This window comes from Vibrio sp. QJM3NY_21 (genome assembly GCF_057785975.1).
In genome coordinates this window covers 1,940,914-1,962,013 of sequence record NZ_CM173514.1, presented here as the reverse complement: position 1 = coordinate 1,962,013, position 21,100 = coordinate 1,940,914, and the positions used below count along the sequence as shown (strand labels likewise).

The 21,100-nt window shown below is 44.0% G+C and carries 18 protein-coding genes; 9 read left to right on the top strand and 9 right to left on the bottom strand.

Annotation, left to right across the window (positions count from 1 at the left end; genetic code table 11):
* Positions 1–41 precede the first annotated feature (41 nt).
* The 6 genes from AC3CID_RS24045 to AC3CID_RS24020 all read left to right on the top strand — a co-directional run bounded on the left by AC3CID_RS24045 (position 42) and on the right by AC3CID_RS24020 (position 6,258).
* Positions 42–1,916: an alkyl sulfatase dimerization domain-containing protein gene (locus AC3CID_RS24045; protein ID WP_054546137.1), complete on the top strand. Its 1,875-nt coding sequence runs from the start codon at positions 42–44 to the stop codon at positions 1,914–1,916.
* Between the two features lie 232 nt (positions 1,917–2,148).
* A complete protein-coding gene (locus AC3CID_RS24040; RefSeq protein ID WP_474357407.1) occupies positions 2,149–2,907 on the top strand; it encodes a hypothetical protein in 759 nt (252 codons plus the stop codon).
* A gap of 97 nt (positions 2,908–3,004) precedes the next feature.
* Positions 3,005–3,919: a GNAT family N-acetyltransferase gene (locus AC3CID_RS24035; RefSeq protein ID WP_102436177.1), complete on the top strand. Its 915-nt coding sequence runs from the start codon at positions 3,005–3,007 to the stop codon at positions 3,917–3,919.
* A 314-nt stretch (positions 3,920–4,233) separates the two neighbouring features.
* On the top strand, positions 4,234–5,223 hold the full coding sequence (gene trhO / locus AC3CID_RS24030) for an oxygen-dependent tRNA uridine(34) hydroxylase TrhO (RefSeq protein ID WP_065206445.1): 990 nt from the start codon (positions 4,234–4,236) through the stop codon (positions 5,221–5,223).
* Positions 5,224–5,379: 156 nt separating this feature from the next.
* A complete protein-coding gene (locus AC3CID_RS24025) occupies positions 5,380–5,637 on the top strand; it encodes an HP1242/YdcH family protein (protein WP_010432560.1) in 258 nt (85 codons plus the stop codon).
* A gap of 96 nt (positions 5,638–5,733) precedes the next feature.
* On the top strand, positions 5,734–6,258 hold the full coding sequence (locus tag AC3CID_RS24020; protein ID WP_054546133.1) for a GNAT family N-acetyltransferase: 525 nt from the start codon (positions 5,734–5,736) through the stop codon (positions 6,256–6,258).
* 44 nt (positions 6,259–6,302) lie between these two features.
* Here AC3CID_RS24020 and AC3CID_RS24015 read toward each other — a convergent pair whose 3' ends face one another.
* The 7 genes from AC3CID_RS24015 to AC3CID_RS23985 all read right to left on the bottom strand — a co-directional run bounded on the left by AC3CID_RS24015 (position 6,303) and on the right by AC3CID_RS23985 (position 16,689).
* Entirely contained in the window at positions 6,303–9,218 is a 2,916-nt protein-coding gene (locus AC3CID_RS24015; protein WP_488527647.1) for an alkaline phosphatase family protein, read from the bottom strand.
* 202 nt (positions 9,219–9,420) lie between these two features.
* On the bottom strand, positions 9,421–10,626 hold the full coding sequence (gene manA / locus AC3CID_RS24010) for a mannose-6-phosphate isomerase, class I (protein WP_488528012.1): 1,206 nt from the start codon (positions 10,624–10,626) through the stop codon (positions 9,421–9,423).
* A 295-nt stretch (positions 10,627–10,921) separates the two neighbouring features.
* Positions 10,922–12,262 carry an MFS transporter gene (gene uhpC, locus AC3CID_RS24005; protein ID WP_237298758.1) on the bottom strand — a complete coding sequence of 447 codons (1,341 nt, stop codon included), beginning with the start codon at positions 12,260–12,262 and terminating at the stop codon, positions 10,922–10,924.
* 8 nt (positions 12,263–12,270) lie between these two features.
* The gene (uhpB, locus tag AC3CID_RS24000) at positions 12,271–13,767 is read right to left on the bottom strand and encodes a signal transduction histidine-protein kinase/phosphatase UhpB (RefSeq protein WP_488527646.1); all 1,497 of its coding nucleotides are present in this window, start codon (positions 13,765–13,767) and stop codon (positions 12,271–12,273) included.
* Positions 13,767–14,375, bottom strand: coding sequence for a response regulator transcription factor UhpA (gene uhpA, locus AC3CID_RS23995; RefSeq protein WP_004732761.1), 609 nt, complete (start codon positions 14,373–14,375; stop codon positions 13,767–13,769). Before uhpA ends, uhpB begins: the two co-directional genes overlap by 1 nt.
* Before the next feature lie 176 nt (positions 14,376–14,551).
* Positions 14,552–15,946: a hexose-6-phosphate:phosphate antiporter UhpT gene (uhpT, locus tag AC3CID_RS23990; RefSeq protein WP_004732760.1), complete on the bottom strand. Its 1,395-nt coding sequence runs from the start codon at positions 15,944–15,946 to the stop codon at positions 14,552–14,554.
* A 404-nt stretch (positions 15,947–16,350) separates the two neighbouring features.
* Positions 16,351–16,689 (bottom strand): DUF1840 domain-containing protein, encoded by a 339-nt coding sequence (locus AC3CID_RS23985; protein WP_146455334.1) that lies wholly within the window; start codon positions 16,687–16,689, stop codon positions 16,351–16,353.
* A gap of 333 nt (positions 16,690–17,022) precedes the next feature.
* Between AC3CID_RS23985 and AC3CID_RS23980 the strand changes: the two genes are divergently transcribed.
* Positions 17,023–18,213, top strand: a complete 1,191-nt coding sequence (locus AC3CID_RS23980) for a GGDEF domain-containing protein (protein ID WP_488528011.1) — start codon at positions 17,023–17,025, stop codon at positions 18,211–18,213.
* A gap of 28 nt (positions 18,214–18,241) precedes the next feature.
* Here the strand turns inward: AC3CID_RS23980 and AC3CID_RS23975 are convergent, their stop codons facing one another.
* Positions 18,242–18,523, bottom strand: coding sequence for a hypothetical protein (locus AC3CID_RS23975; RefSeq protein WP_054546126.1), 282 nt, complete (start codon positions 18,521–18,523; stop codon positions 18,242–18,244).
* A gap of 177 nt (positions 18,524–18,700) precedes the next feature.
* Here AC3CID_RS23975 and AC3CID_RS23970 point away from each other — a divergent pair, with 177 nt between their 5' ends.
* Positions 18,701–19,573, top strand: a complete 873-nt coding sequence (locus AC3CID_RS23970; RefSeq protein ID WP_488527645.1) for a pirin family protein — start codon at positions 18,701–18,703, stop codon at positions 19,571–19,573.
* Between the two features lie 250 nt (positions 19,574–19,823).
* Here the strand turns inward: AC3CID_RS23970 and ppnP are convergent, their stop codons facing one another.
* The gene (gene ppnP / locus AC3CID_RS23965) at positions 19,824–20,105 is read right to left on the bottom strand and encodes a pyrimidine/purine nucleoside phosphorylase (protein WP_054546124.1); all 282 of its coding nucleotides are present in this window, start codon (positions 20,103–20,105) and stop codon (positions 19,824–19,826) included.
* 307 nt (positions 20,106–20,412) lie between these two features.
* Between ppnP and AC3CID_RS23960 the strand changes: the two genes are divergently transcribed.
* A complete protein-coding gene (locus AC3CID_RS23960; RefSeq protein ID WP_004732753.1) occupies positions 20,413–20,877 on the top strand; it encodes a DUF2850 domain-containing protein in 465 nt (154 codons plus the stop codon).
* The last annotated feature ends 223 nt before the right edge of the window (positions 20,878–21,100 follow it).

Genomic DNA, 21,100 nt, shown 5'->3' with positions numbered 1-21,100 from the left:
GGGCCGAATGGTCGAGTCCGTAAATTTAGAGAGAATCACCAATGAAAGCTTCAAACTTTTTAACTCAGTCAATATGCATCGCACTTCTTACCACAACAGCGAGTTCAGCGTTCGCAATGGACCAAAATCTAGTTCGCAGTTCTGACCCAACTTTCTTCACCAACGACTCAGTACAAAGCCACTTAGCAAAAGTGGTCTGGGAAGACGCAGAACACAACAAAGCCTTCACCGAGAGCTCTGAATACATGCCGGTTGCCATGACTGAATTTGCAAAGCAGATGGCACCAAAAATTCAAGAAATCGCACCGGGAAAACTCTACTCAATCTCTGGTTTCCAATTAGCTTCAACCCTTGTAGCCGTTGGTGATGACGGACTTATCATTGTTGACCCTGGTGAAAATGATACTGCAGCCAAAGAGTCAATGGAGGCATTCAACCAGTTTTCAACACTGCCTGTTAAAGCGGTTATTTACACCCATCGTCATCCAGACCACGCCTTTGGTGCTGCTGGTTGGGGCGTAACAGAAGAACAAGTTAAGTCAGGCGAAGTAAAAATCATCGCATCAGATAACTTTATCCCTAACCTTGTAAACGATGTTGGCGTAACAGGCAAAATCCTGACTCAACGTACGGCTTACGCGAGTGTCTACTTACCTAAAGGAGAAAAAGGTCGCCCTGCTCACTTCGGCCTAGGTCCAACGTTTACGGCTGGCCCTATCTCTTTTTTCATGCCTAATGTTTTGGTGAGCAATGATGAGCCATTGAAAATCACCGTATCTGGTATCGATATGGAAGTATTTGGTGCTTACGGCGATGCGGGTGACGATGAAGTCGATATCTACTTCCCACAATTCAAACACGTACACGGCAGCGAAACGATCCAAGGCGAAACATTCCCGAATTTGTATACACTGCGCGGTACCAAATATCGTGATGTTCAAGAGTGGTACAAAGGCATTGATACGCTATCTGAATACGCACAAAAATCGAATACCTATAGTGGTTCTCACATGCGAGCATGGATTGGACACGACTTCATCAATGAACGCATAACCAACTACCGTGATGCGATTCAATTTGTACACGACCAATCAATTTACAACATCAACCGCGGTATCAAGCGCGATGAGTTGGCAGAAAAAGTAGTACTGCCTGAGAACTTAGCCAACGACCCTTGGCTGGGCGAATACTACGGTACAGTAGCGCACTCAGTTCGTAATATTTACAACGGCTACCTAGGTTGGTGGGACGGTGATGTAACCAAACTGGCTCGTCCGGGCGTCAAAGACATGGCTCAAGATTACGTTGATGCGATGGGCGGCGAAGATAAAGTCATCGATATTGCTCGCGACGCGTATGCCGAGAAGAACTACGGCTGGGCAGCAGAAGTGTTAACTCACGTAAACAATGCCGATCCTGACAACATGGAAGCGCGTGACCTAAAAGCGCAAGCACTTCGTGAATGGGGTTACGCTCAAACCAACATATACTGGAGAGGCTATGCGATTTCTAACGCAGCAGAATTGGACGGTACATTAGATCGCTCTGTGGCATGGGATTTTGCTAACCCAGCTATTGTTAAGGTGCTGCCAACCACCAAAATCTTAGAAACCGAGCGCGTAAACCTAAACGCAGATCGTGCTCAAGGAAAAGAATTATCTATCAACATTAAGGTATCTGACACCGGAGAAGTAGCGAACTACACGGTACGTAACGAGATTGCTGTTTTCTCTCTAGAGCAAGATCCAAACGCAGATGCAACGTTAAGCGGCAAGAAGTTAGAGGTTCTGGGTTATTTCGCCTCTGGCGATGTCAGTAACGCAACCATCGAAGGCAACAGTCAATCAGTGGATACGTTCTTTAGCTTGTTCGACCATAACAAAGCGAATGACATCAACCTAGTTCTACCTAACTAACACGCCAATTCACCATCAATGCCGATAGATATAGCGGTTCCATTTGGAGCCGCTTTTTTTAGCGCCAAATAAAAGCTTTTTAAGCACCAGAAAAAATCAAAGAGAGAAAAACATGAAAACTGTACCACTCATCTCATCCATATCGCTGCTCCTATTAACATCGAATGCGTTTGCTCAACAAAACACTTCCGACACAACAGATATCATTCAGAAGACTTCGCCTCAAGAAGTGATGCCGTCGACAGAAAGCGCCACACCTGAAAAAGTCCAAGACATGTCTGATCCGCTCGCGGTTTACACTCAAGCGGGTTTCGGTATCTCAGACAAAGGGCTCAATATCAAAATCGGACAATCTTATGATACGGGCAGTGATATCACGATGGGAATGAACATCGTCGAAATAAAAGGGGTGGCAGGCGAACAGCTAGGGTGGTCAGGCTCGAACCACCGCGATGATTCAATCGATAGTGTTCGTTTTCGTAATTTCACCGTTGATAAGACTAATGGCCAAGGGAAACAAATCGATTTGAATTACAGCGTCGAGCAAGAACAGTTAGACGCTTCATACAGCTTTATTCAAGCGCTACCAAAATGGGGTGCGATACAGCTCTATCCTTTGGCTGGAGTTGGCGCTCGTATCATGAATGGTCAGGTTGATAAAGTGGTCGATACGGATTCTGGCGCTTATGAAATCGACACATCTGTGGGCTACACAATTCCCGGTGTATATGCCGTGGTAGGCATGTACAGCCGCATCACGGTCACCGAAAACATATGGATTAACTACAACCCAATGTGGTTAACGTCGATTGCTGGTTCTGACTCGTTTGTTGACCAAGGCATGGCCGGAGATAGCAATATCTTCACCAATGAGTTATCGATTTCCTATCAATTCACACCGCGTTTTAACGCAAGATACTATACCAACTGGACTCAAGATCAAGACTACTTTGAAGGTGACCAACGTATTGAATTCAACTATCAGTTCTAAAGTGTAGAGAATTCATTGATAGTATCAACATTATTGACATTGAACGGTCTTTGGGATTATTGTTGATACTATCAACGTATATTTCTATGGAGTGAGTATGTCATCGGTTATGCAGATCAGAAGCGAGTTACGTTATCTCGTTCGCGAGCTTGGACTATTGGATAAAAACTGCCTTAATTCAGGCTTATCACTGACACAAGTCCACCTTCTTACCTATCTACGTAAGAATGGAGTCACACCCTTTTCTGAGCTCAGCGTACAGCTCAGCGTCGAGAAAGCCTCTCTTAGCCGAACCCTCAACTCCCTAGTAGAAAAACAATATATCGAACCATCTTTGAGTGAGACGGATAAACGTCAGAAGTACTTTTCACTCAAAGCTGAAGGATTGAAAAGGTTAGAAGAAGCCGATGAGTCAGCCAACAATGAACTGTCTCAATTGCTGAACCTAATGAGCCCAGAAGATACCCAAAATGTGATTGATGGACTAAGAACATTACGACTCAGCGCTTTTCAGAAAAACGCCACGCACAACAAAGCCAGAATTCAGCTCGAAGCTTGCACTTCGGTATACCGCACTGAGATCGACAGTTTGATCAGAGATACCTTTTCGGGTGAACAAAGTATCCCACAACATCTCATACCATTATCCCCTGACATTCCTCAGAAATGGTGGTTAGCACGTTCAGGAGAATATGTTTTAGGCGCCGTAGCGGCATGGGAGAGCGATGGAGAATGGCACTGGGGGCGATTTGTTGTCGACAACCGATTCCGCGGCCTTGGCATAGGAAAAGCATTGGCTCGTTATTCATTAGTTCAGGCGTCGAAAGACATCAACGAAATCTATATCGAAGCGCGCGACACAACCGTCAATATCGTAAAAGGACTCGGTGGAGAGGTTTTAGGTGACAAGTTCGACTTCTATGGGATGCCCGTAACGCCGATGCGATTAACGAGAGAGCGACTCAATGAAGCAACTGAAACTCAAGAGTTTACGCTACCTACTCACCTGTAATTGAGTCGTAAAAGATTAAGTGACTCAATACATTACTCGCCTGCCAATCATTACGCTTTGGCAGGCCTGCATGTCGCAATCCTCTTACCTATTCATCCCACTTCATGAGCATGTATCTTTGCAAGCCTAAAACCACACAAATCAAAATGATAAATAGCCCTACTTTTGGTTGGTTTTTGTCCTACATTGGCTTGGTTATACTGCGGCGGATTTTAATAAGCCAATATGGGCAAACCTGAGTAAATCAAACTCAGTATGTATCATAAAAGGCAACCGCTCTGGATTTACGTTCCAGCTCGCAGAAAGGAAAAACCATGTCTCAATATGTTGTATGTGCTCTGTATAAATTCGTAGCACTTGATGATTACCAAGAAATTCGCCAGCCACTAACTTACGTGTTAGAAGCTAACCAAATCCGCGGTACTTTGCTACTTGCAAGTGAAGGTATCAACGGCACTGTTGCAGGTAAGCGCGAATCTATCGACGCTCTTCTTCAATGGTTCAAGCAAGACCCACGTCTAGCTGATGTTGTTTACAAAGAGTCGTTCAACGAAGAACAGCCATTCAACCGCACCAAGGTGAAACTCAAGAAAGAGATCGTAACCATGGGCGTTGAAGGTATCGACCCTCGCCACGTTGTCGGCACTTACGTTAAACCAAACGAATGGAACGACCTTATCTCTGATCCAGATGTGATTTTGGTTGATACTCGTAACGACTACGAAGTCGATATCGGCACATTCAAAAACGCAGTAAATCCGAACACTGAAACCTTCCGTGAATTCCCTCAATATGTTGCAGATAACCTCGACCCTAAGAAACACAAAAAAGTCGCGATGTTCTGTACGGGTGGTATTCGCTGTGAAAAATCAACAGCCTACATGAAAGAGCAAGGCTTTGATGAGGTATACCACCTTGAAGGCGGCATTCTTAAGTACTTAGAAGAAGTACCAGAAGAAGAGAGCATGTGGGAAGGCGACTGCTACGTATTTGATGGCCGTGTTGCGGTAAACCACCAGCTAGAAAAGAGCGATTACGATGTGTGTAATGCTTGTCGCTTGCCAATTACTGACGAAGACAAAGCCTCTGAGCACTTCGAGAAAGGCGTAAGCTGCCCTAAGTGTATTGATAAGCACAGCGACGAGCAAAAAGCCCGTTTCCGTGAACGTGAAAAGCAAGTTCAATTGTCGAATGCTCGTGGCGAAACCCACGTAGGCGGCGATGCTGCTCACCTTATCGATCAACGTAAGAAAGAAAAGCTAGCACACAAAGAGCAGCAACGTTCTGGTAAGAAAGCGAAGTAGTTTTTAGTATTACTAAAATAACAAAGGGCATAAGCGAATCCACAATGGAACGCTTATGCCCTTTTTTGATCCTGCTCTCGCTTTGTGTTTAGGAACACATTTATCTTCAAAAATAGGATCTATACTGAAGATAATTCGACTAGAGAGGAAGTGCCAATGCTCAATGAAAACCATGCCTTTATCTTAGATTTCCCAGATCTTAAATTAGACATTGTTCAGCTCAACCACGACGACGAAAAATTCAAAGCAGACATGCAGAAATACCACCAACTCGACTACGACATCCGTCAGCTAGAAATCTCTGGCAGCCCTATCGATGACGACAGCATGCACAACCTCAAAGTTGAACGCATGGCGCTAAAAGACTCGCTACACAAACAGCTCACGCGCCACCACGCACTTAAGATCGTATAGAAAAATCAATCCAAGACTTTATTCTAAGCCATGCATCACGCATGGCTTTTTGGTTTTATCACATCGCAAATCTAAGCTAATTCGGCTTCTTCAATTATGTTACTGTTTGCTTATTCAAAGGCGTTTGATAAGGAAGCAATCAGAGTGGTAATAAAAGAAGAGAATATACAATTCCAGCTCGTTTCAAATTCTGAATTCGAAGAACGGTTTACGTGTGTTAAACAAAGTCTTTTCATACACGTCGATAGTGTTTTCGGTTGGGATGACGACTTCCAACGCCAACGACTTTTAAACGATTACCATCCCTCTTGGTTTCATTGGGTATACCGAGGAAAAGAGAGGATTGGACTTGTGTGTTTTAAGCCTTATGACAACGCATACCATATTCATCTGCTGATCATTTCCCCTCAATACCAAGATCAATCTCTTGGTAAAAAAGTCATGTCACTCATCCACGAAAAAGCCCATCAAGAGCAACGAAACCAAGTCACTCTGTCGAGCTTTAGAAGTAACACCCGCGCCATTCGCTTTTATCAGTCACTTGGCTATCAGGTTATTGATGACAGTGATGAAGATTTTGTGGGGATGGCTCTCAACCTAGCTAACTCTAAGTCTCGCTAACCATAGAGAAAATACAGATAGCGAGTAGGTAGAGAGCGTTTACGTTAGCGCGCGCTTGAAATATCTAATTTCTCAATCAACGACGGAAAACCCCAACCGTTCTCGCCTTCGACCACAGGTTCTCCGGTCAAATACTCAAACAGCGTTGGTGCTAAAGATCCATTAGCTTCGATTTTCAATTTCTGAGAGTTATCGCCAATTGGCGCTCCCCAGAATCCGATGAAGGCATCTTTCTCTAAGTAATCCTCACCAGCATGACGCCCTGGTACCTTGGTGTTGTAGCCAATTCCTGCTTTAGGGAACAAGTTAACCGTGCCAGCCCTATCTTCAAGGTAGATATTAGCCAGTTGATTTACTGAATCTGGTCGAGGTGTTGGTAGCGTCAATGAAGTCCACTCAGCACTGCTACACCACGTTGTCACATCCGCCTTAACCGCTCGGTTAATACACTTTTCTACTAATTGAGAGTACTGTGAAAAATCAGCTTCGCTTGGTGATGCTAGGTATGGATTTAACCTTTGTGTATTAAGCAAAATCGGCGCTCGGTTGTCTTCCAATGACTCATAGAAAAGCTTGTCACCTTCACGTGTGATCAATTCATCGACCCGTTTTAAATCACGATTGCCAATCACACGAACAGCGCAGCGTTGTTGATCACATGTACTTTCTCTTACGACCATATAATCAAGACTTTCAGGCAAGCGTTGCGCTATCTGATTGATGATGTCGATATTCTGACCAGCTGTCGCCGCAATCGGAGACCACTGCGTGAGTTCTTGGTAAACTGGCTGCACCTGCCACCCGTGAGCCGAATTAAAGAAGTCCATCATGAAGTTACCACCAGCAGTAGAAGCAACCACAACATCCAACTCCTTCGAACTTGGGTAGCTTAGGGCATTGGTGATTTTAGGCCCTTCACCCTCGTCTGAAGATATCTTCTTAACCACTATTGGGTACTCTAGCTCTGCTTGTAAGCCTTCAAATACCTGCTTTTCGGGATTGAGCGCGTAGAACACCGGCGTTAAACCATGATCCCCTGCCATACCCCATAGCGTTTTATCGTAAACGCCGGCACTGCGGTAAGTCGCTTCAATCTGGCGAATCCAATAGTCCAGTCGGTTAAGCTCTCCCGTCGGCATCAGAATTTCGTCACTAAAAGGACCGGTAAAGTGTGCGAAGTGATCCGGCCATGGGTTATACACCAAGGTGTAGTCTGGCATCCCTTTTCCATCTAACTCGGCAAACTGAGTAATCAATTGTTTAACCTGAGCCTTCTTTGAAAACTTAGTGAAAAAATCAAAGCCAGATATAGTCTGATACGCTTCAATATCTTCAATCAAGGCTTGACGCTTTTCTTGCAAAACCACTTCGACTTCTGAACGTTCTTGAAGCTCTTTCACGCAGCGTTTCTCACCATAATCACGTAGTGACTCACCCAAACCTAGGTTTACTAACCCATCGTAAGTGGTGTGAGCATTCCAATCATATTGAGCATTGCAGTTCAGCGTTTTTAGGTAATCAAGGCGATCAAACATGGTCTGCACCTTGTTGTTTTCCATCAACACATCCAACTGCAGGGCATCATTACCAAAGAAGTAATACGCTCGGTCGATCTCTCGGTCAACAAAGTGGAAATTAGGAATACCCGTGCCACCTTGCCCCGATACTTTCGCGCCCGTTTTAATGATCGGTAGATTACGTACGCTGATCGTCGGAGTAGAAGAGATACCCACTCGGCTTATATTATTTCGATTCTCTTGATAGAGTTTTTTGAAGAACGGAAGATAATTCGGATCACGGTAGGTTTGTTCAGACAGAACCTCCATGAACCTCACCTGCTGTTGATGCTCAGGCTCAATCACCGTTTCTAGCTTAGGTTTGTATTGCGCTCGGTTTTTATGATTTTGGTAAGCAACAGAAATGAAAGGTGAATCTTCATCGACCAAGCCTTCGATCAACCCCTGCTGTAAACCATCGACAGTCACTTGGACCGCAAAACGTTTGTTCTGTTGGGATTCTAAGAACTGAATGAGCGCATCAGGCTGGTCACTGAACGCTTGCTGCATCCAATCATCGAGCGCTTCTGCACGTTCTTCTTTAAACACAAACTGTCGGTAGGCTTTCAGCAAGTTTAAGCGCACAAAATCAATAAGCGTGATGGTAAGAGCTTGTGCTTTGTTATTCGGCTTATCAGCGTTTTCTGGTTTACCATCTTCTGCAATCGCCAACATTGCAGACTTCATGTCGCCGTCATCCATTCCCAATGCCGCTTTATCGATCAAATCAACGATGATCGGTTGAATCTGAGCGATGATCGCTAGATCTTCAGGGCTATTGGTTAAGTAGGTGTAATTCGCAGGGAGCGTGTCCATATCCTGCCAAACACCAATTTCGAATAACGCATCGTAGATAACCACCATGTTGGCAATGAACTGTTCATCGATACGAATACCTTCATGATGTCCCGTTGCTTCAGTCGAGGTATCTGGCTCATGATGCTCTGAGGTTGGCTTATCTCCAACATGATAGAGGCTATGTTCAAAGCCCTTTAGCGCCTGCTTATCATAAACCGTCGACAAGTAAGATTTGAACACATCTTCACTGCCCAAGCCTGAATAGCGGTCGTAATAACTATAGAGAAAATAACCCAAAGGAATTGAGTACGTCGGGTTAGATAACTGAGCAACGACTCTGGCTTTTGTTTTGACATCTAAAGGGAGAGCGAGAATATACGCATCTAATGTAACGCCACCAATCGTGAAAAGAGCCGCATCACGAGTGAGTTTGGCAGAGTAACTTAGGCTTAAAAGCACCTGATTTTTCAACACTTCACTGGAGCTAAACACGCCACCAATGACGGGCGTTGTTGATATATCAGCGGCACTCGGAGCTGACGCAACCGCCAACGATAAGACACTGAATAAACTGGCGTAACTGCGAACGTGAGAATAAGAGCTCATCAAATTTCCTTTAGATCAACACACTTCTATAAATGCGACTTATTGTTTCAGTTTGCATTTATTAGTCAACCTATGAAAACGTTTGTTTTCTGATTCGAAGAGCTCTTATTGTTATGAAATGTTCATTCTTACTAATATCTCTACGACTTTACCGCATACCCAAAGCCCGAAAGCTTTCTAATGTTAGACGACAGCTATTCCCCTAATTAAACGCTCTGGCCACTCGCCCGTTACTGCTCAATTCGTAATGACCTATATAGGCTGGAATAAATACAGATTGTCCTTTAGTGAGGGTTAAGTGCTCGCCTTTCTGACTCATTAGCGTTAAATCATCATCTATTGCCATTAATATTTCAGCGCCGCTTGTGATGACTTCTTCTTGCTGAGGGCGATGAAAGATATTGAAATCAAAATCACTGACCGGGATATCATAGCTATCACATTGACCCAGTTTTGAGGGCGCTAACAACAAGCGTTCGAAGGGAATTGGCGTAAATGTTGTGCAGGCGACTAACTCAGCCACATCAATGTGCTTTGGCGTTAAACCAGCACGTAACACGTTGTCTGAATTCGCCATGATCTCGAGCCCAGTCCCCTTGATGTAAGCGTGCGGAGTGTTCGCATTCAAATACATCGCTTCACCCGGCTTTAGTGTGATCAAGTTAAGTAGCAGGACACAAAACAAACCGATATCGTTCGGGTACTGATGGCTAAGCTCAGTAACCAAGGCAAACTCAGCTTGATCTTGGTGAGCGGCTGCGTGAGTCAGAAGTTGCTCTAATGCTCGGTGTTTACGTTGATCATTCAGCGTTAACAGATCGCGGAAAAACGCTTCTAAACCAAGAGAATCAATATTGTTACCAAACTCTTCAACCAAGCCAGCCAGCTCACTCGAATCCAATTTTCTGAACAGACCTAATATTTCATCGAACTCTCGAAAGCCATTCATCGCTTGATATTCAGTGATCGCGTAAACCAATTCAGGTTTGTGGTTCGAGTCTTTGTAATTGCGATGCCCTGCGTTTAGGGGGATTCTTGCTTGCTCTTCTCTCGCAAAGCCAATTTCAGCTTGGCGCTTGTTTGGGTGAACCTGAACAGACAGCGCTTTTTCTGCTGCCAAGATCTTAAACAAGAACGGTAGCTCACCGAACTCCTGCGCAATATCAGTAGATAGATAAGCGGGTTTATTCTTGTTAATCAGCTCAGATAGAGGCACCAAATGTTGGTCAAGCTTGACCATTGAGCAGCCCTTCGGATGCGCTCCCATCCAGACTTCCGCTTGCGGCTCTTGTGACTCATTCTTAAAGCCAAACAGCTCACGTATCGAAGAAATACTCCCCCATGCATAATTTTGGATGGTGTTTTCCATTGGGAAAAATGAGTGTTCTGAGAAGTGGCTGAGTGACATGGCGTTTTCCATAGTGAGCCCTTTGAACATAATTCAGAGAGCTGATTTCTAATAACGTAAATAATTAGAAAGACTACAGAGAGCAGCTAGGACCCACATGAGATGAGGTCTTAGACGCAATAGGAAAAATTCTTAGAAACAGGTGAGATCGATGAAAAGCGTGAAAAGAGTCACATTTGAATATCACTAGTAGAAAGCGCTGAGAATAAGATAGCTGCTTGTATCGCACTGGTTACAGCAGCGATACAAGCAACAATACAAACACCAGCGACTATCTTGTTATCGGGAAGAGTCCTTAAAAGCCAGAGCGAACCTCTGCACTTTTCTGAGGCGATTGAGCTTGTAGGAAAGGCAGCAGCAGCAAGCCAATAACGGCTGCACAAGTAGAGATGGTAATGAAGAACCCACTCCAACCATAAGTTTCTAGAACAAGCGCTAATGGGTAACCAGAAAGTGCTGCACCCATGTAAGCAAACAAGCCAACAAAGCCTGTCGCCGCCCCAGCAGAGTCTTTGTGCGAGCATTCTGCCGCCGCCATGCCAATAAGCATTTGAGGACCAAAAACAAAAAATCCTACACAAAACAGCCCAGCAGCTTGAAACACAAAGTTGGTTAAAGGCATCAACCACAATGCAGAAACTGAAAGAAATATGCCGATGGCAAACAAGATGTTCATTGGACCGCGGTTACCACCAAACAGCCGATCCGAGCCCCACCCAGCCACAAGTGAACCAACGAAACCGCCAATCTCAAACAGAGACAAGGCAGCGTTGGCGTTTATCAAACTGTAATTGTGTTCTTCGGTGAGGTATAAGTTACCCCAGTCGTTAACTGCCGTTCTTACGATGTAAACCAGCACATAGCTAAAGGCGAGCAACCAAATGTACTTATTGCTGAACACATAAGTTTTCAAGATTTCTCGATAGCTTAACCCTTGCCCATGGCTCTCTTGCGCCAATTCTAGATGGTCACTGCGCCACTTCCCTACCGTCGGAAGTCCCATGGTGGTGGGCTTATCACGTAAGCGCCAACAAACGATAAGACCGATAAATACACCAATCACACCCGGCCAGATAAACCCAGCTCGCCAACTGAATTGCAGCGTTAGATAACCCACGAGAATAGGAATTAGCGCCCCACCAACGTTGTGTGCTGTATTCCATATAGCCCAGCGAAAGCCTCTTTCGGAGCGAGAATACCAAGTCGTCAATAACTTAGAACACGATGGCCAGCCCCAACCTTGAAACCATGCATTCAGTACCCAAAGCGAAATGAAAGCCGCTAACGAACTAGAAAAGCCAAACGCGATATTGATCAAGCCTGTTGCGATTAATCCAAGCCCCATAAAGTAGCGCGGGTTTGAACGATCCGATATCGTGCCTGAGATAAATTTCGATAAGCCATAAGAAAGATAAAAGAGCGTGCCAATTAAGCCGATATCGCCTTTGTCCAAGCCAAGGTCGGTGATCATGGCTGGCGCGGCATAATTAAAGGTTTTACGAGTGAAGTAAAAACCGGCATAGCCGACATACATTCCTATCATGATGTGAAGGCGCCAGTAGTGGTAACTCAGATTAATCTCATCATCAGTTAGAGCATCACTCTTTGACGTTGTTGAGCGCAGAAATCCAAACATATTCGTTCTCACACTTTAGGTAATGTAACGCTGATATTGGTGCCCGAAGAGGAACCATTAGCGTCGATTGTCATCTTGCCACCGAGCGCCTGAACACGCTCTTGCATACCACGAACACCCATTCCTTTGAGAAGGTCTTGCGCTGTAAAACCAACGCCATTGTCTGAAATCCGAAGATAAGCCTGATCATCTAGAATCAGTTCAATTCTGATTTCGCTCGCGTTGGCGTATTTGGAGGCATTGTTTAGAGATTCTTGGCACAGCCTGAAGATAGTGACCTTGAGCGTGTCACTCAAACACGAATAATCACCTTGCCAATTTAACTGAATATCAACGCCATGATCCGAAAACTCCATCTCTCGAATAAGCTGTTCCACGGAATCTTTTAGATCAAGATCGTCCAACATCTTAGGTCTTAGTTTTGTAAGTAGACGTTTGGTGGTGTCATAAACATTCAAAGACAATGACTCAATCGTCCCCGCACAACGAACACTCATTTCAGCGGTATCGACACGCTTAATAATGCTTGCTTGAGTGCGAATTGCGGTGATGTTTTGACCGATTTCATCGTGTAGCTCACGAGCAATGTCACGACGAACCGATTCTTCAGCCGTGATTAACTGACGTGAAAGATTTTGATTCCTGGAGAGCTCACTGCGCAATTTCGAATTGAGATCTTTTTGCTTTTGAACTGCAAGACCCAGCAATATACCAGTGATGGTTTGAGCGGAAAGAGATAAGAGTAAATCGGTAATTTCAAGTTTGGACGTTCCACTGTGGGCAGCAATCAGCGCAACACTGTTTAACAGGGTCGCGAGCAAAGCGCCTTGCCATCCGTAACGAACGGCTAGCAAGATAATAGGGATCGCCATACAAAATGGGGCGAAGCGCCTTAGTTCATCAGGCAAACTGGTTTGTATCAAAATACTGGCCACCAGCAACACACTGTATAAAGCGATGTGACGGATTTTGAACTCTACAACATTATGGATTAAGTAAGAGCTCAGTGGCGCCCACTTATTTTGGAATAGATAGTTCCAGACCAGATAACACATAGGCACCAGCATGAGCCCGCCAGTGATACTCACTAAGCCCACCATATACAAAACAGAAACATGAGAGCTCATCACAGCCACGTTGATCAATGCTGTAACCATGATCAAGCTCGCCATCACTAACAGGTGACGATTTTGGTCACCAAAGTAGTACCGCTTAGCAAGTAAAGTAACGGGAATACTTAATCCACTCGCAATTAATATGGTTAACCACTGTGGCTCATCGAGTAATAGGGCTAAAGCAATCGCGAGCCCCCACTCTGCAATATAGATAGCAGGCCAATAGTGAGTGCGAGTGTGCAGCGTCATTCCTAACCTGAGTGAGAATGGAAAAAGCAGAATGGCTAACTCAGGGTCATTAATGAAATAAAAGGCAATAACCCATAAACAAAACCATGCGCAGCCAGCCATAAAAACCCCACATAGGGAGGTGGCTAGATAGGAGCGCATTAGTACTGATCTTGAGTGAACAATTTGGCTAACTCAACGTTGTTCTTAACATTGAGTTTGTCCATGGCATTAGCACGGTGTACATGAACCGTTTTATGACTAACTCCTAACTCAACGGCGATAGATTTCACATCGAGCCCTGTTGCCAATAACTGGCACACTTCGCTTTCTCGACGGGTGAGTTGATTTAAAGAGGCTTTATTCTTCATTGGTGTCGCAAGCTTTATAGCGATATCGGGCGTGAGATAACAGCCACCATTTGCGCTCGTATGTACGGCTTGGATTAACTCATCTGGGCTGCAGCGCTTGCTGAGATAACCTTTGGCTCCTAACTCTAGTGACTTCTCAACCATCGCCGGAGAGTCATGTACGCTCAGCATGATACTGGCAATGCCTGATGGAATTTCTTCCAATAAGCTCAAGCCACTTTCATCCTGCATTGAAATATCCAAGATAACGACATCAGGGTGACAACTTGGCAATCCGAGGCGCGCTTCTGCCGCAGAGTTGAATTCACCCACGACCGTAATATCAGTTTCAAGACTGAGTAATTGAGCAAAGCCCGAACGAACAATGACGTGGTCATCAACAAGCGCAACATTAATCATGATATTAACCAAAATTAGGAGTAAGAAAGAAAAATAGCCCCGACAGGAGCTATTTAATATTAAGTTTATTGATAGAGATGATACTGAATCGAACTAGCGATTGGTATGATCTCACGTGCTTTAATCAAATAAAGCACGTGAGACTAACTACCCGAAACTCTATTTACGAAAACTCGCTAGGCGTTTTGAGCCGCTAGGTGCATCTTCTTCGCGTGACGAATCTTCTTCTCTTCCGCAACCGCAACGAATAGCAGCAAAACAATACAAATAGCAGCAGATGTATCCAATGCTGCGAATGTGCCTTTCCAACCCGTTAAGCCGAAAATAGGTGTGCCATCCGCAATCATACCGAGGCCAAGTTTGGCAAAGCTGTCACCAATTAGGTAAGCAAATGTACCTTTCACGCCGTCAGCAACACTGATTGCTTTCTTAGGTACAAAACCTACCGCAGCAACACCAATCAACAGTTGAGGACCGAACACTAGGAAGCCAAGTACGAACAGTGACGCTAGGTACATGAACTCGCTCGTTGCATTTTGGTAGAACTCTAGAGAGACAATAATCAGTCCAAGCGATACACAAGCAACTAAAGCACGGCGTCCGTTCGCAAGGTCTGATAAATAACCCCACATCAATGTGCCAACCAGTGCTCCGACTTCAAAAAGAGTAAAGCCTGAAATCGCCGTTTCTTTTGATAGACCTAGCTCTTGATACGCGTAAACGGTAGACCATTGATCGATACCGATACGAACAATGTATAAAAAGATATTCGCGAAGCAGAGCAACCAGATCACTTTGTTTTTTAGAATGTATTCAACAAAGATCTCTTTCTTGGTCATTTGATTTTCTTCAGCGATAGTATCTTCTTCGCTAATTTCTTCATCAAACAACTCTTCAACCGTACCTAGACCGTATGCTTCTGGAGAATCATTACCAAAACGCATCCCAATAAAGCCGACCACAATCGCGATGATAGATGGGAAAACGAACATACCAATAACGTTGCCATCAAATAGGTAGTTCGCACCAAACAGAGCAACACCAGCAGCACCCGCACCACCCACGTTGTGCGACATATTCCAAAGACCTAAATACGAACCACGCTTGTTACGAGGCGTCCATTTAGTGATCGTTGAATAACTTGAAGGGCCACCCGTACTTTGGAAGAAACCACTCAATGCGTAGAAGGCAACCATCATGAATAAGCTAGCGCTGCCGCCACCCATACTGAAGCTGAAGCCCAACATGGCAATACCCGAAAGGACAAGCATGAAGGGCAGGAACTGCTTGGTATTTTTACCATCGGCGTAATAAGAAACGACGGTTTTACCGATACCATAAGTGATTGAGAAACCAAGACCGATAAGACCTAGATCCGTCATTGATAACCCATAAGTAGAAATCATGTCGTTTTGCGCGACATTGAAGTTCTTACGGATCAAATACATGGTTAGATAACCAATGAACACGACTAGGTAAGATTGTAGGAAGGGTTTAAACCACATTTTTCTTCTAGTTTCGACCGGAAGATCCAGTGTCGGTTTTCGAACCTGATCTAGGAACTTTAACATTGTGAACTCTCTTATTATTTATGAGGTCTGCACGGCATAATTGCGACCATGCATTCTTTGTTAGTTGACCGTGAAATAATAAAGAGTCTAAAAATCGACCGCATGAGAGAGGGTCTTAGAATAACTAAGAAAAATTCCTAGTTCAGAATTGGGAGTCAAGAAAGCGTGAACAGCATCACTTTGTTTACGGTCTGTTATGTATTGATATTACGATAACAAAAGTAACTCATTTCAAGGCTGATAAACTTTGTAAACGAACAGACACAAGTGAAACACTTCGCCTAAAAAAAGCGCCAGTGTCGATTCATCACCATCAAACTCCATGACATGATCAATACTGGCTCAACATTCATTCCTATTAAAATAGATTCAATAGGCTTGTTACGTGTTTTGCGCGAATCGTACTACAGTCGTTTACCGCTGCCGTCTTCCCACATCACTTCGCATTCATCCTTGATAGCCGCTTTCAATAGTTCGACTAGCGGAAAAGCTCGGCTACCGATATTAACAGGCGCTTCAACAACCTCTTCTTCACTGTCGTCATCAGCATTTTCTTGCTCTACCGGTTTGCTCTGCTCAGCAGCGATCGCAGCACGTAAGTTGTTTAGCGCTTGAGGAACCTCTGAAGCATCAATCGCTCCTGGGATCGCGCCACTATGTCCAAGCATCTTAATGAACTGAAGACCTACTTCACCAAACATCGTGACGCTAGCATGAGCCTTGCAACTAAAGGTAATTAACATAATGAGCCTCTATCAAATTTAGGTATCTATAAACATTTAGCTATCTACAAACTATGTTGAGTAAATCATTGGAAAGCAAGTGGATAATAACTAAATCGCTTTTGCCAACTCGAACCTTGATTATCCTCCCTCTCGGACAAGCTTGCGCCGTCAGTGATACGCATCACTATTTATTATCGGTTGGGCATTTTTAATATAAAACCTTGATAACAATCACACTAAATAGCCATCTAAGTATCCGCATAGCTTATTATTTAATCTACTATTAACTTCATTATCAAAATCTTTGGCACAAATCACATGAAAAGGCTGGTCGGCAGACATCTAGAAGAAATGGCGGACATACGATCCACCCGCAAGCAAAAGATTGTCCACTCCTTTTCACTGACTGCCGCTGCGTTATTCATTTTCTACACTTGGGCTTACTTCCAAGGCCAACATTACACACTATCGGTTTTCGAATTGTGTTTTGCACTGATCGCTATCTCCAATGCATTTTACGTAAGAAAAGTCATTCACCCTGAATATTCAGAATTGATTCTGAGTGGCGTTCTTCTGGTACAAGGGGTTATCCTATTCTTGTACAGTCACGCTATTCCCGACCGGATACTTTGGCTCTATCCGATTCTGGCAGCCGTCATTTTCATTAACGATTTCAGAATTGGCATTGTCTTCAGCACCTCATTTTGCCTATTTATCAGCATCTTAATTACGGCGATGCCCAACAACTTTTCTTTGCCATTTAACAGCACACACAGATTTATTCTTAGCCTGTTTACCATGAGTTTGGTGTGTCACACATCCGCTTATTACTACACAAAAGCCGTCAGTTACATCCAACGCCTGTATAAAGAAGGCATTGAAGATCTCGCCTACAGAGACCAACTTACCGGATTGGCAAACCGCTGGAGTTTTGAGCGCTGGGCGGTAGAAAAGCTTGCGACAGTGGATAGTGAGCGATCACTTACGGCATTGGTCTTTTTAGATATTGATGACTTTAAAGGCATTAACGACAGCTACGGGCACGACGTCGGAGACAGTGTCTTACAGCACTTTGCTAATCGCTTGAGCAACAACATCCGAACCAGAGACAGAAAAAGCCATGAATACGACTATTCGATTGCGCGCTTTGCTGGCGACGAGTTTGTTTTGATGCTCTACGATGTACCAACTCGTAAAGATCTAGACGGTATTTTAGATAGGATTTGTGGGTTATTCGAAAGTGGTTGCCAGACAAACGAGAGAATAAAGGAGTTGACGCTCAGTGTTGGGGTGTCTTTGTATCCGCAAGATGCTCAAGAATTACATGAACTGACGAGATGTGCTGATAAAGCGATGTATGTCGCTAAGCACTCAGGAAAAAACCGATACGCTTATTATCACGACAATCCAGTATCGACCTTGATAGAAGAACTACCGACGAATCTAACCTTCTCAGAATCGGATTCATCTGAGCTTGAAGATTGTCTTGAAGCAAAAGTCGAAGGGAACAATGTTACGCTGTTAAAAACGCGTCAACGTTAACCATTGACATCGCTTACTGCTAAGCGCGCTAACCTGCCATATACATAAGCCATAGGCTCACTAACCCGATCACAATGATCCATACGACTTGTCGTGTTCGGTTTGGGTTATTGCCTCTAGGTCTCACTACCGTTTTAAAAGCAGCTTGCTTAGCCGACTGAATAAACGGTGCTTCAATCTCACGTTTTTTCACGCGACGTTTAACCGCGCTGTTCGCAACCTCGGTAAAACGCTGCCCTTGCTCCGTTGTAAAGTCGTTATCAAAGCCCATCCGACCTTGCCTTTCGCCATGTTTTTGCTGTACTGCCATAGCGGCCTCCTTGGCGGTCTACTCTATATTGAGTATAGACATAATTTCATATTGTTACCTGTTCAAAATTATTGTTACCTGTTCAAAATTTTCGAATAAGTCACTCAACGCTATGCCATCTTCTTTTTAAATCGAATTACATAAACTACAGCTATTCAAGTTTATGAGGATTTCAAAATGACGAGTGTAAGAACAGTAGATCATGTGATTGCAGCACATGCTACCTCCGATGGTGATGGCGTCAAAATCCAAAGACTCGCTGGTTTCAATAACACGCGTTTCTCTCCATTTTTGATGATTGATGAACTTAAGTCGGATGAAAGCAAAGACTATGTTGGTGGCTTTCCTCCACACCCTCACCGTGGGATAGAAACGCTCACTTACATGCTCCAAGGTCACTTCCAACACAAAGACCACATGGGGAATATTGGAGAGCTACGCAGCGGTGGCGCACAGTGGATGGCCGCGGGTCGTGGTGTGATTCACAGTGAAATGCCGATGATGGAAGAAGGCGCATTGCACGGTTTTCAGATTTGGATAAACCAACCAGCAACACACAAAATGCGACCAGCGCAATACCATGATTTCCAGAGTGAAAGCATTGCTGAACATCAAGATGAGCAAAGCGGTTTATTACGTGTGATAGCCGGTGGATTTGAGCTGTATAACCAAACTAACGATGATTCAGAGGCTTTACGGGCGCAAGGTCCATTGCAGAAAACAGGTGTGCCATTAAGCGTTGCGGATTGGCGCTCTCATTCTGGGCAAAAAGTGACGTTAGGGACTAATGTTAATCACAATGCCATGACTTATGTGTACCGAGGCAGTATTAAGATCAACGACAAAGTGATCAAGCAAGGTCAGCTTGCCCTGTTAACAAAAGCTGAATTGTTGTCTTTAGAAAGCCTAGAAGATTCAGGTGTACTGATTTTTTCTGGTCAGCCGATTAATGAACCTGTTGTGCACTATGGTCCGTTCGTCATGAATTCAATGGAAGAGATTGAACAGACGATTCAGGATTACAACAACGGCGTATTTGAGACTTACTGATTTACAGATGTCTGTCTTTGAGCTTTTAGCTTTGAATTGAAGTTGAAGATTGAAGATTGAAGATTGAAGATTGAAGATTGAAGATATTTTGCAACGAACAACGATTTGGTCATCCATTTGATGACTGCAAAAACAAGTGACACTATCCACTGCCGGTTACTATCACTTATTTAACCACGCTCTTAGAGCGTGGTTTTTTTCTATTAAATCAGAGACCAACGATGCCCTAATTAAACGAATTTAGAGCGAGTTACAGGTACTCACATAGGTAAGCTGTCGCTTCTTTTACCTGTAGGTCGAATGAAGAATCACCCGCAACGTCAAAAGACTCACCAGATTGGTATGTCGTCCAGTCATCATCGCCAACACGCTTTACAATTAAAGCACCTTTAACAACGGTCATCTTCTCTGGAGCCGCGGTACCGAATGTGTATTCGCCAGCCGCCATCACACCAACACTCACATCAGCGCCAGCTTGGTTAAACGCTAACGACTTAACGCCACCATCAAAGTATGTATTTTCTTTAATCATTGTACTTCCTTGTTATCTTCAAATTGCAATTATTGGACTCAACGAATGAGCCTATGCGTAAATCTAGGTGATAATTGTTTTAACCAATTCGAGACTGTCCTACAAGAAATAAATACGCATAGCTTAGGCATTTATTGAATTCACTTTCATTGATAACGTAAATACCAAGGAATCAGGCAAAAAATCGCCAACGCAACCAAATTTATTGGAACATTCGATCCTGCTTCTAACTCTTATAACAATTTTTGCAAACTAAGGTTTTAGTTAATAGAATCTAAAATAATATCAGTGGGAAAATGAAGAGATAATGGCAAAAAAGTCGATCAAAAGCAGAGATTTATTTGCCAACTCGTTACTCTACAGCTTCCTATTAGCTGGTTTTATGATTGCCCTCACCGCGGGCTATTTTGCTTACCAAGCCCACCAACAATCTGTCAGCCCAAGTAATGTCTATGGCACATGGATAGAGATTGCAGCACCACCTTACAATACTGATACCCTGACACTTTCAGATAATGGTGTGATGATGAATCATCGCCTCATTGCTACCTCGTTTGATTTTGATGGCAAGATTGTCACGATTAGCACAGGCTCTGGAACCACCGTTTACACCATCAGTGGTACTTACGATTCTCCTCGCTTGAAGCGACTAGAGCCAAGCGTACCATCTCAGCAATTTATTAAAGAAGGCTACGAAGATACTGCAGCTGGTGATACCCACAGTGTTATGCAACAAAGACGCGCTTCCTTAGCTGAGCAATTCAAAAGATAATCCCCTTCTCAGTCTTCAGTCGTCTAAATAATAGTCTTCTCCGTAAAAAGTATTCTCCGCATCACTACTTTCATATTTACCTACCGATCTGCGCCGCTCACTCAACACACTTCGCTTTGTGATACTGCTTCAACTTGCGATATTTTCTTATCGTTTGTTGCATCTTTTCATAACTTCATGTCGTGGATTTTCACTTATGAGATTTTACTTCTGAAGGGTGTTT

Bases quoted from the DNA above. Each gene is read 5' to 3' on its own strand.
- AC3CID_RS24045 (WP_054546137.1), top strand. From the start codon at position 42: ATGAAAGCTTCAAACTTTTTAACTCAGTCAATATGCATCGCACTTCTT.
- AC3CID_RS24040 (WP_474357407.1), top strand. From the start codon at position 2,149: ATGCCGTCGACAGAAAGCGCCACACCTGAAAAAGTCCAAGACATGTCT.
- AC3CID_RS24035 (WP_102436177.1), top strand. From the start codon at position 3,005: ATGTCATCGGTTATGCAGATCAGAAGCGAGTTACGTTATCTCGTTCGC.
- trhO (WP_065206445.1), top strand. From the start codon at position 4,234: ATGTCTCAATATGTTGTATGTGCTCTGTATAAATTCGTAGCACTTGAT.
- AC3CID_RS24025 (WP_010432560.1), top strand. From the start codon at position 5,380: ATGCTCAATGAAAACCATGCCTTTATCTTAGATTTCCCAGATCTTAAA.
- AC3CID_RS24020 (WP_054546133.1), top strand. From the start codon at position 5,734: ATGTTACTGTTTGCTTATTCAAAGGCGTTTGATAAGGAAGCAATCAGA.
- AC3CID_RS24015 (WP_488527647.1), bottom strand. From the start codon at position 9,218: ATGAGCTCTTATTCTCACGTTCGCAGTTACGCCAGTTTATTCAGTGTC.
- manA (WP_488528012.1), bottom strand. From the start codon at position 10,626: ATGTCACTCAGCCACTTCTCAGAACACTCATTTTTCCCAATGGAAAAC.
- uhpC (WP_237298758.1), bottom strand. From the start codon at position 12,262: ATGTTTGGATTTCTGCGCTCAACAACGTCAAAGAGTGATGCTCTAACT.
- uhpB (WP_488527646.1), bottom strand. From the start codon at position 13,767: ATGCGCTCCTATCTAGCCACCTCCCTATGTGGGGTTTTTATGGCTGGC.
- uhpA (WP_004732761.1), bottom strand. From the start codon at position 14,375: ATGATTAATGTTGCGCTTGTTGATGACCACGTCATTGTTCGTTCGGGC.
- uhpT (WP_004732760.1), bottom strand. From the start codon at position 15,946: ATGTTAAAGTTCCTAGATCAGGTTCGAAAACCGACACTGGATCTTCCG.
- AC3CID_RS23985 (WP_146455334.1), bottom strand. From the start codon at position 16,689: ATGTTAATTACCTTTAGTTGCAAGGCTCATGCTAGCGTCACGATGTTT.
- AC3CID_RS23980 (WP_488528011.1), top strand. From the start codon at position 17,023: ATGGCGGACATACGATCCACCCGCAAGCAAAAGATTGTCCACTCCTTT.
- AC3CID_RS23975 (WP_054546126.1), bottom strand. From the start codon at position 18,523: ATGGCAGTACAGCAAAAACATGGCGAAAGGCAAGGTCGGATGGGCTTT.
- AC3CID_RS23970 (WP_488527645.1), top strand. From the start codon at position 18,701: ATGACGAGTGTAAGAACAGTAGATCATGTGATTGCAGCACATGCTACC.
- ppnP (WP_054546124.1), bottom strand. From the start codon at position 20,105: ATGATTAAAGAAAATACATACTTTGATGGTGGCGTTAAGTCGTTAGCG.
- AC3CID_RS23960 (WP_004732753.1), top strand. From the start codon at position 20,413: ATGGCAAAAAAGTCGATCAAAAGCAGAGATTTATTTGCCAACTCGTTA.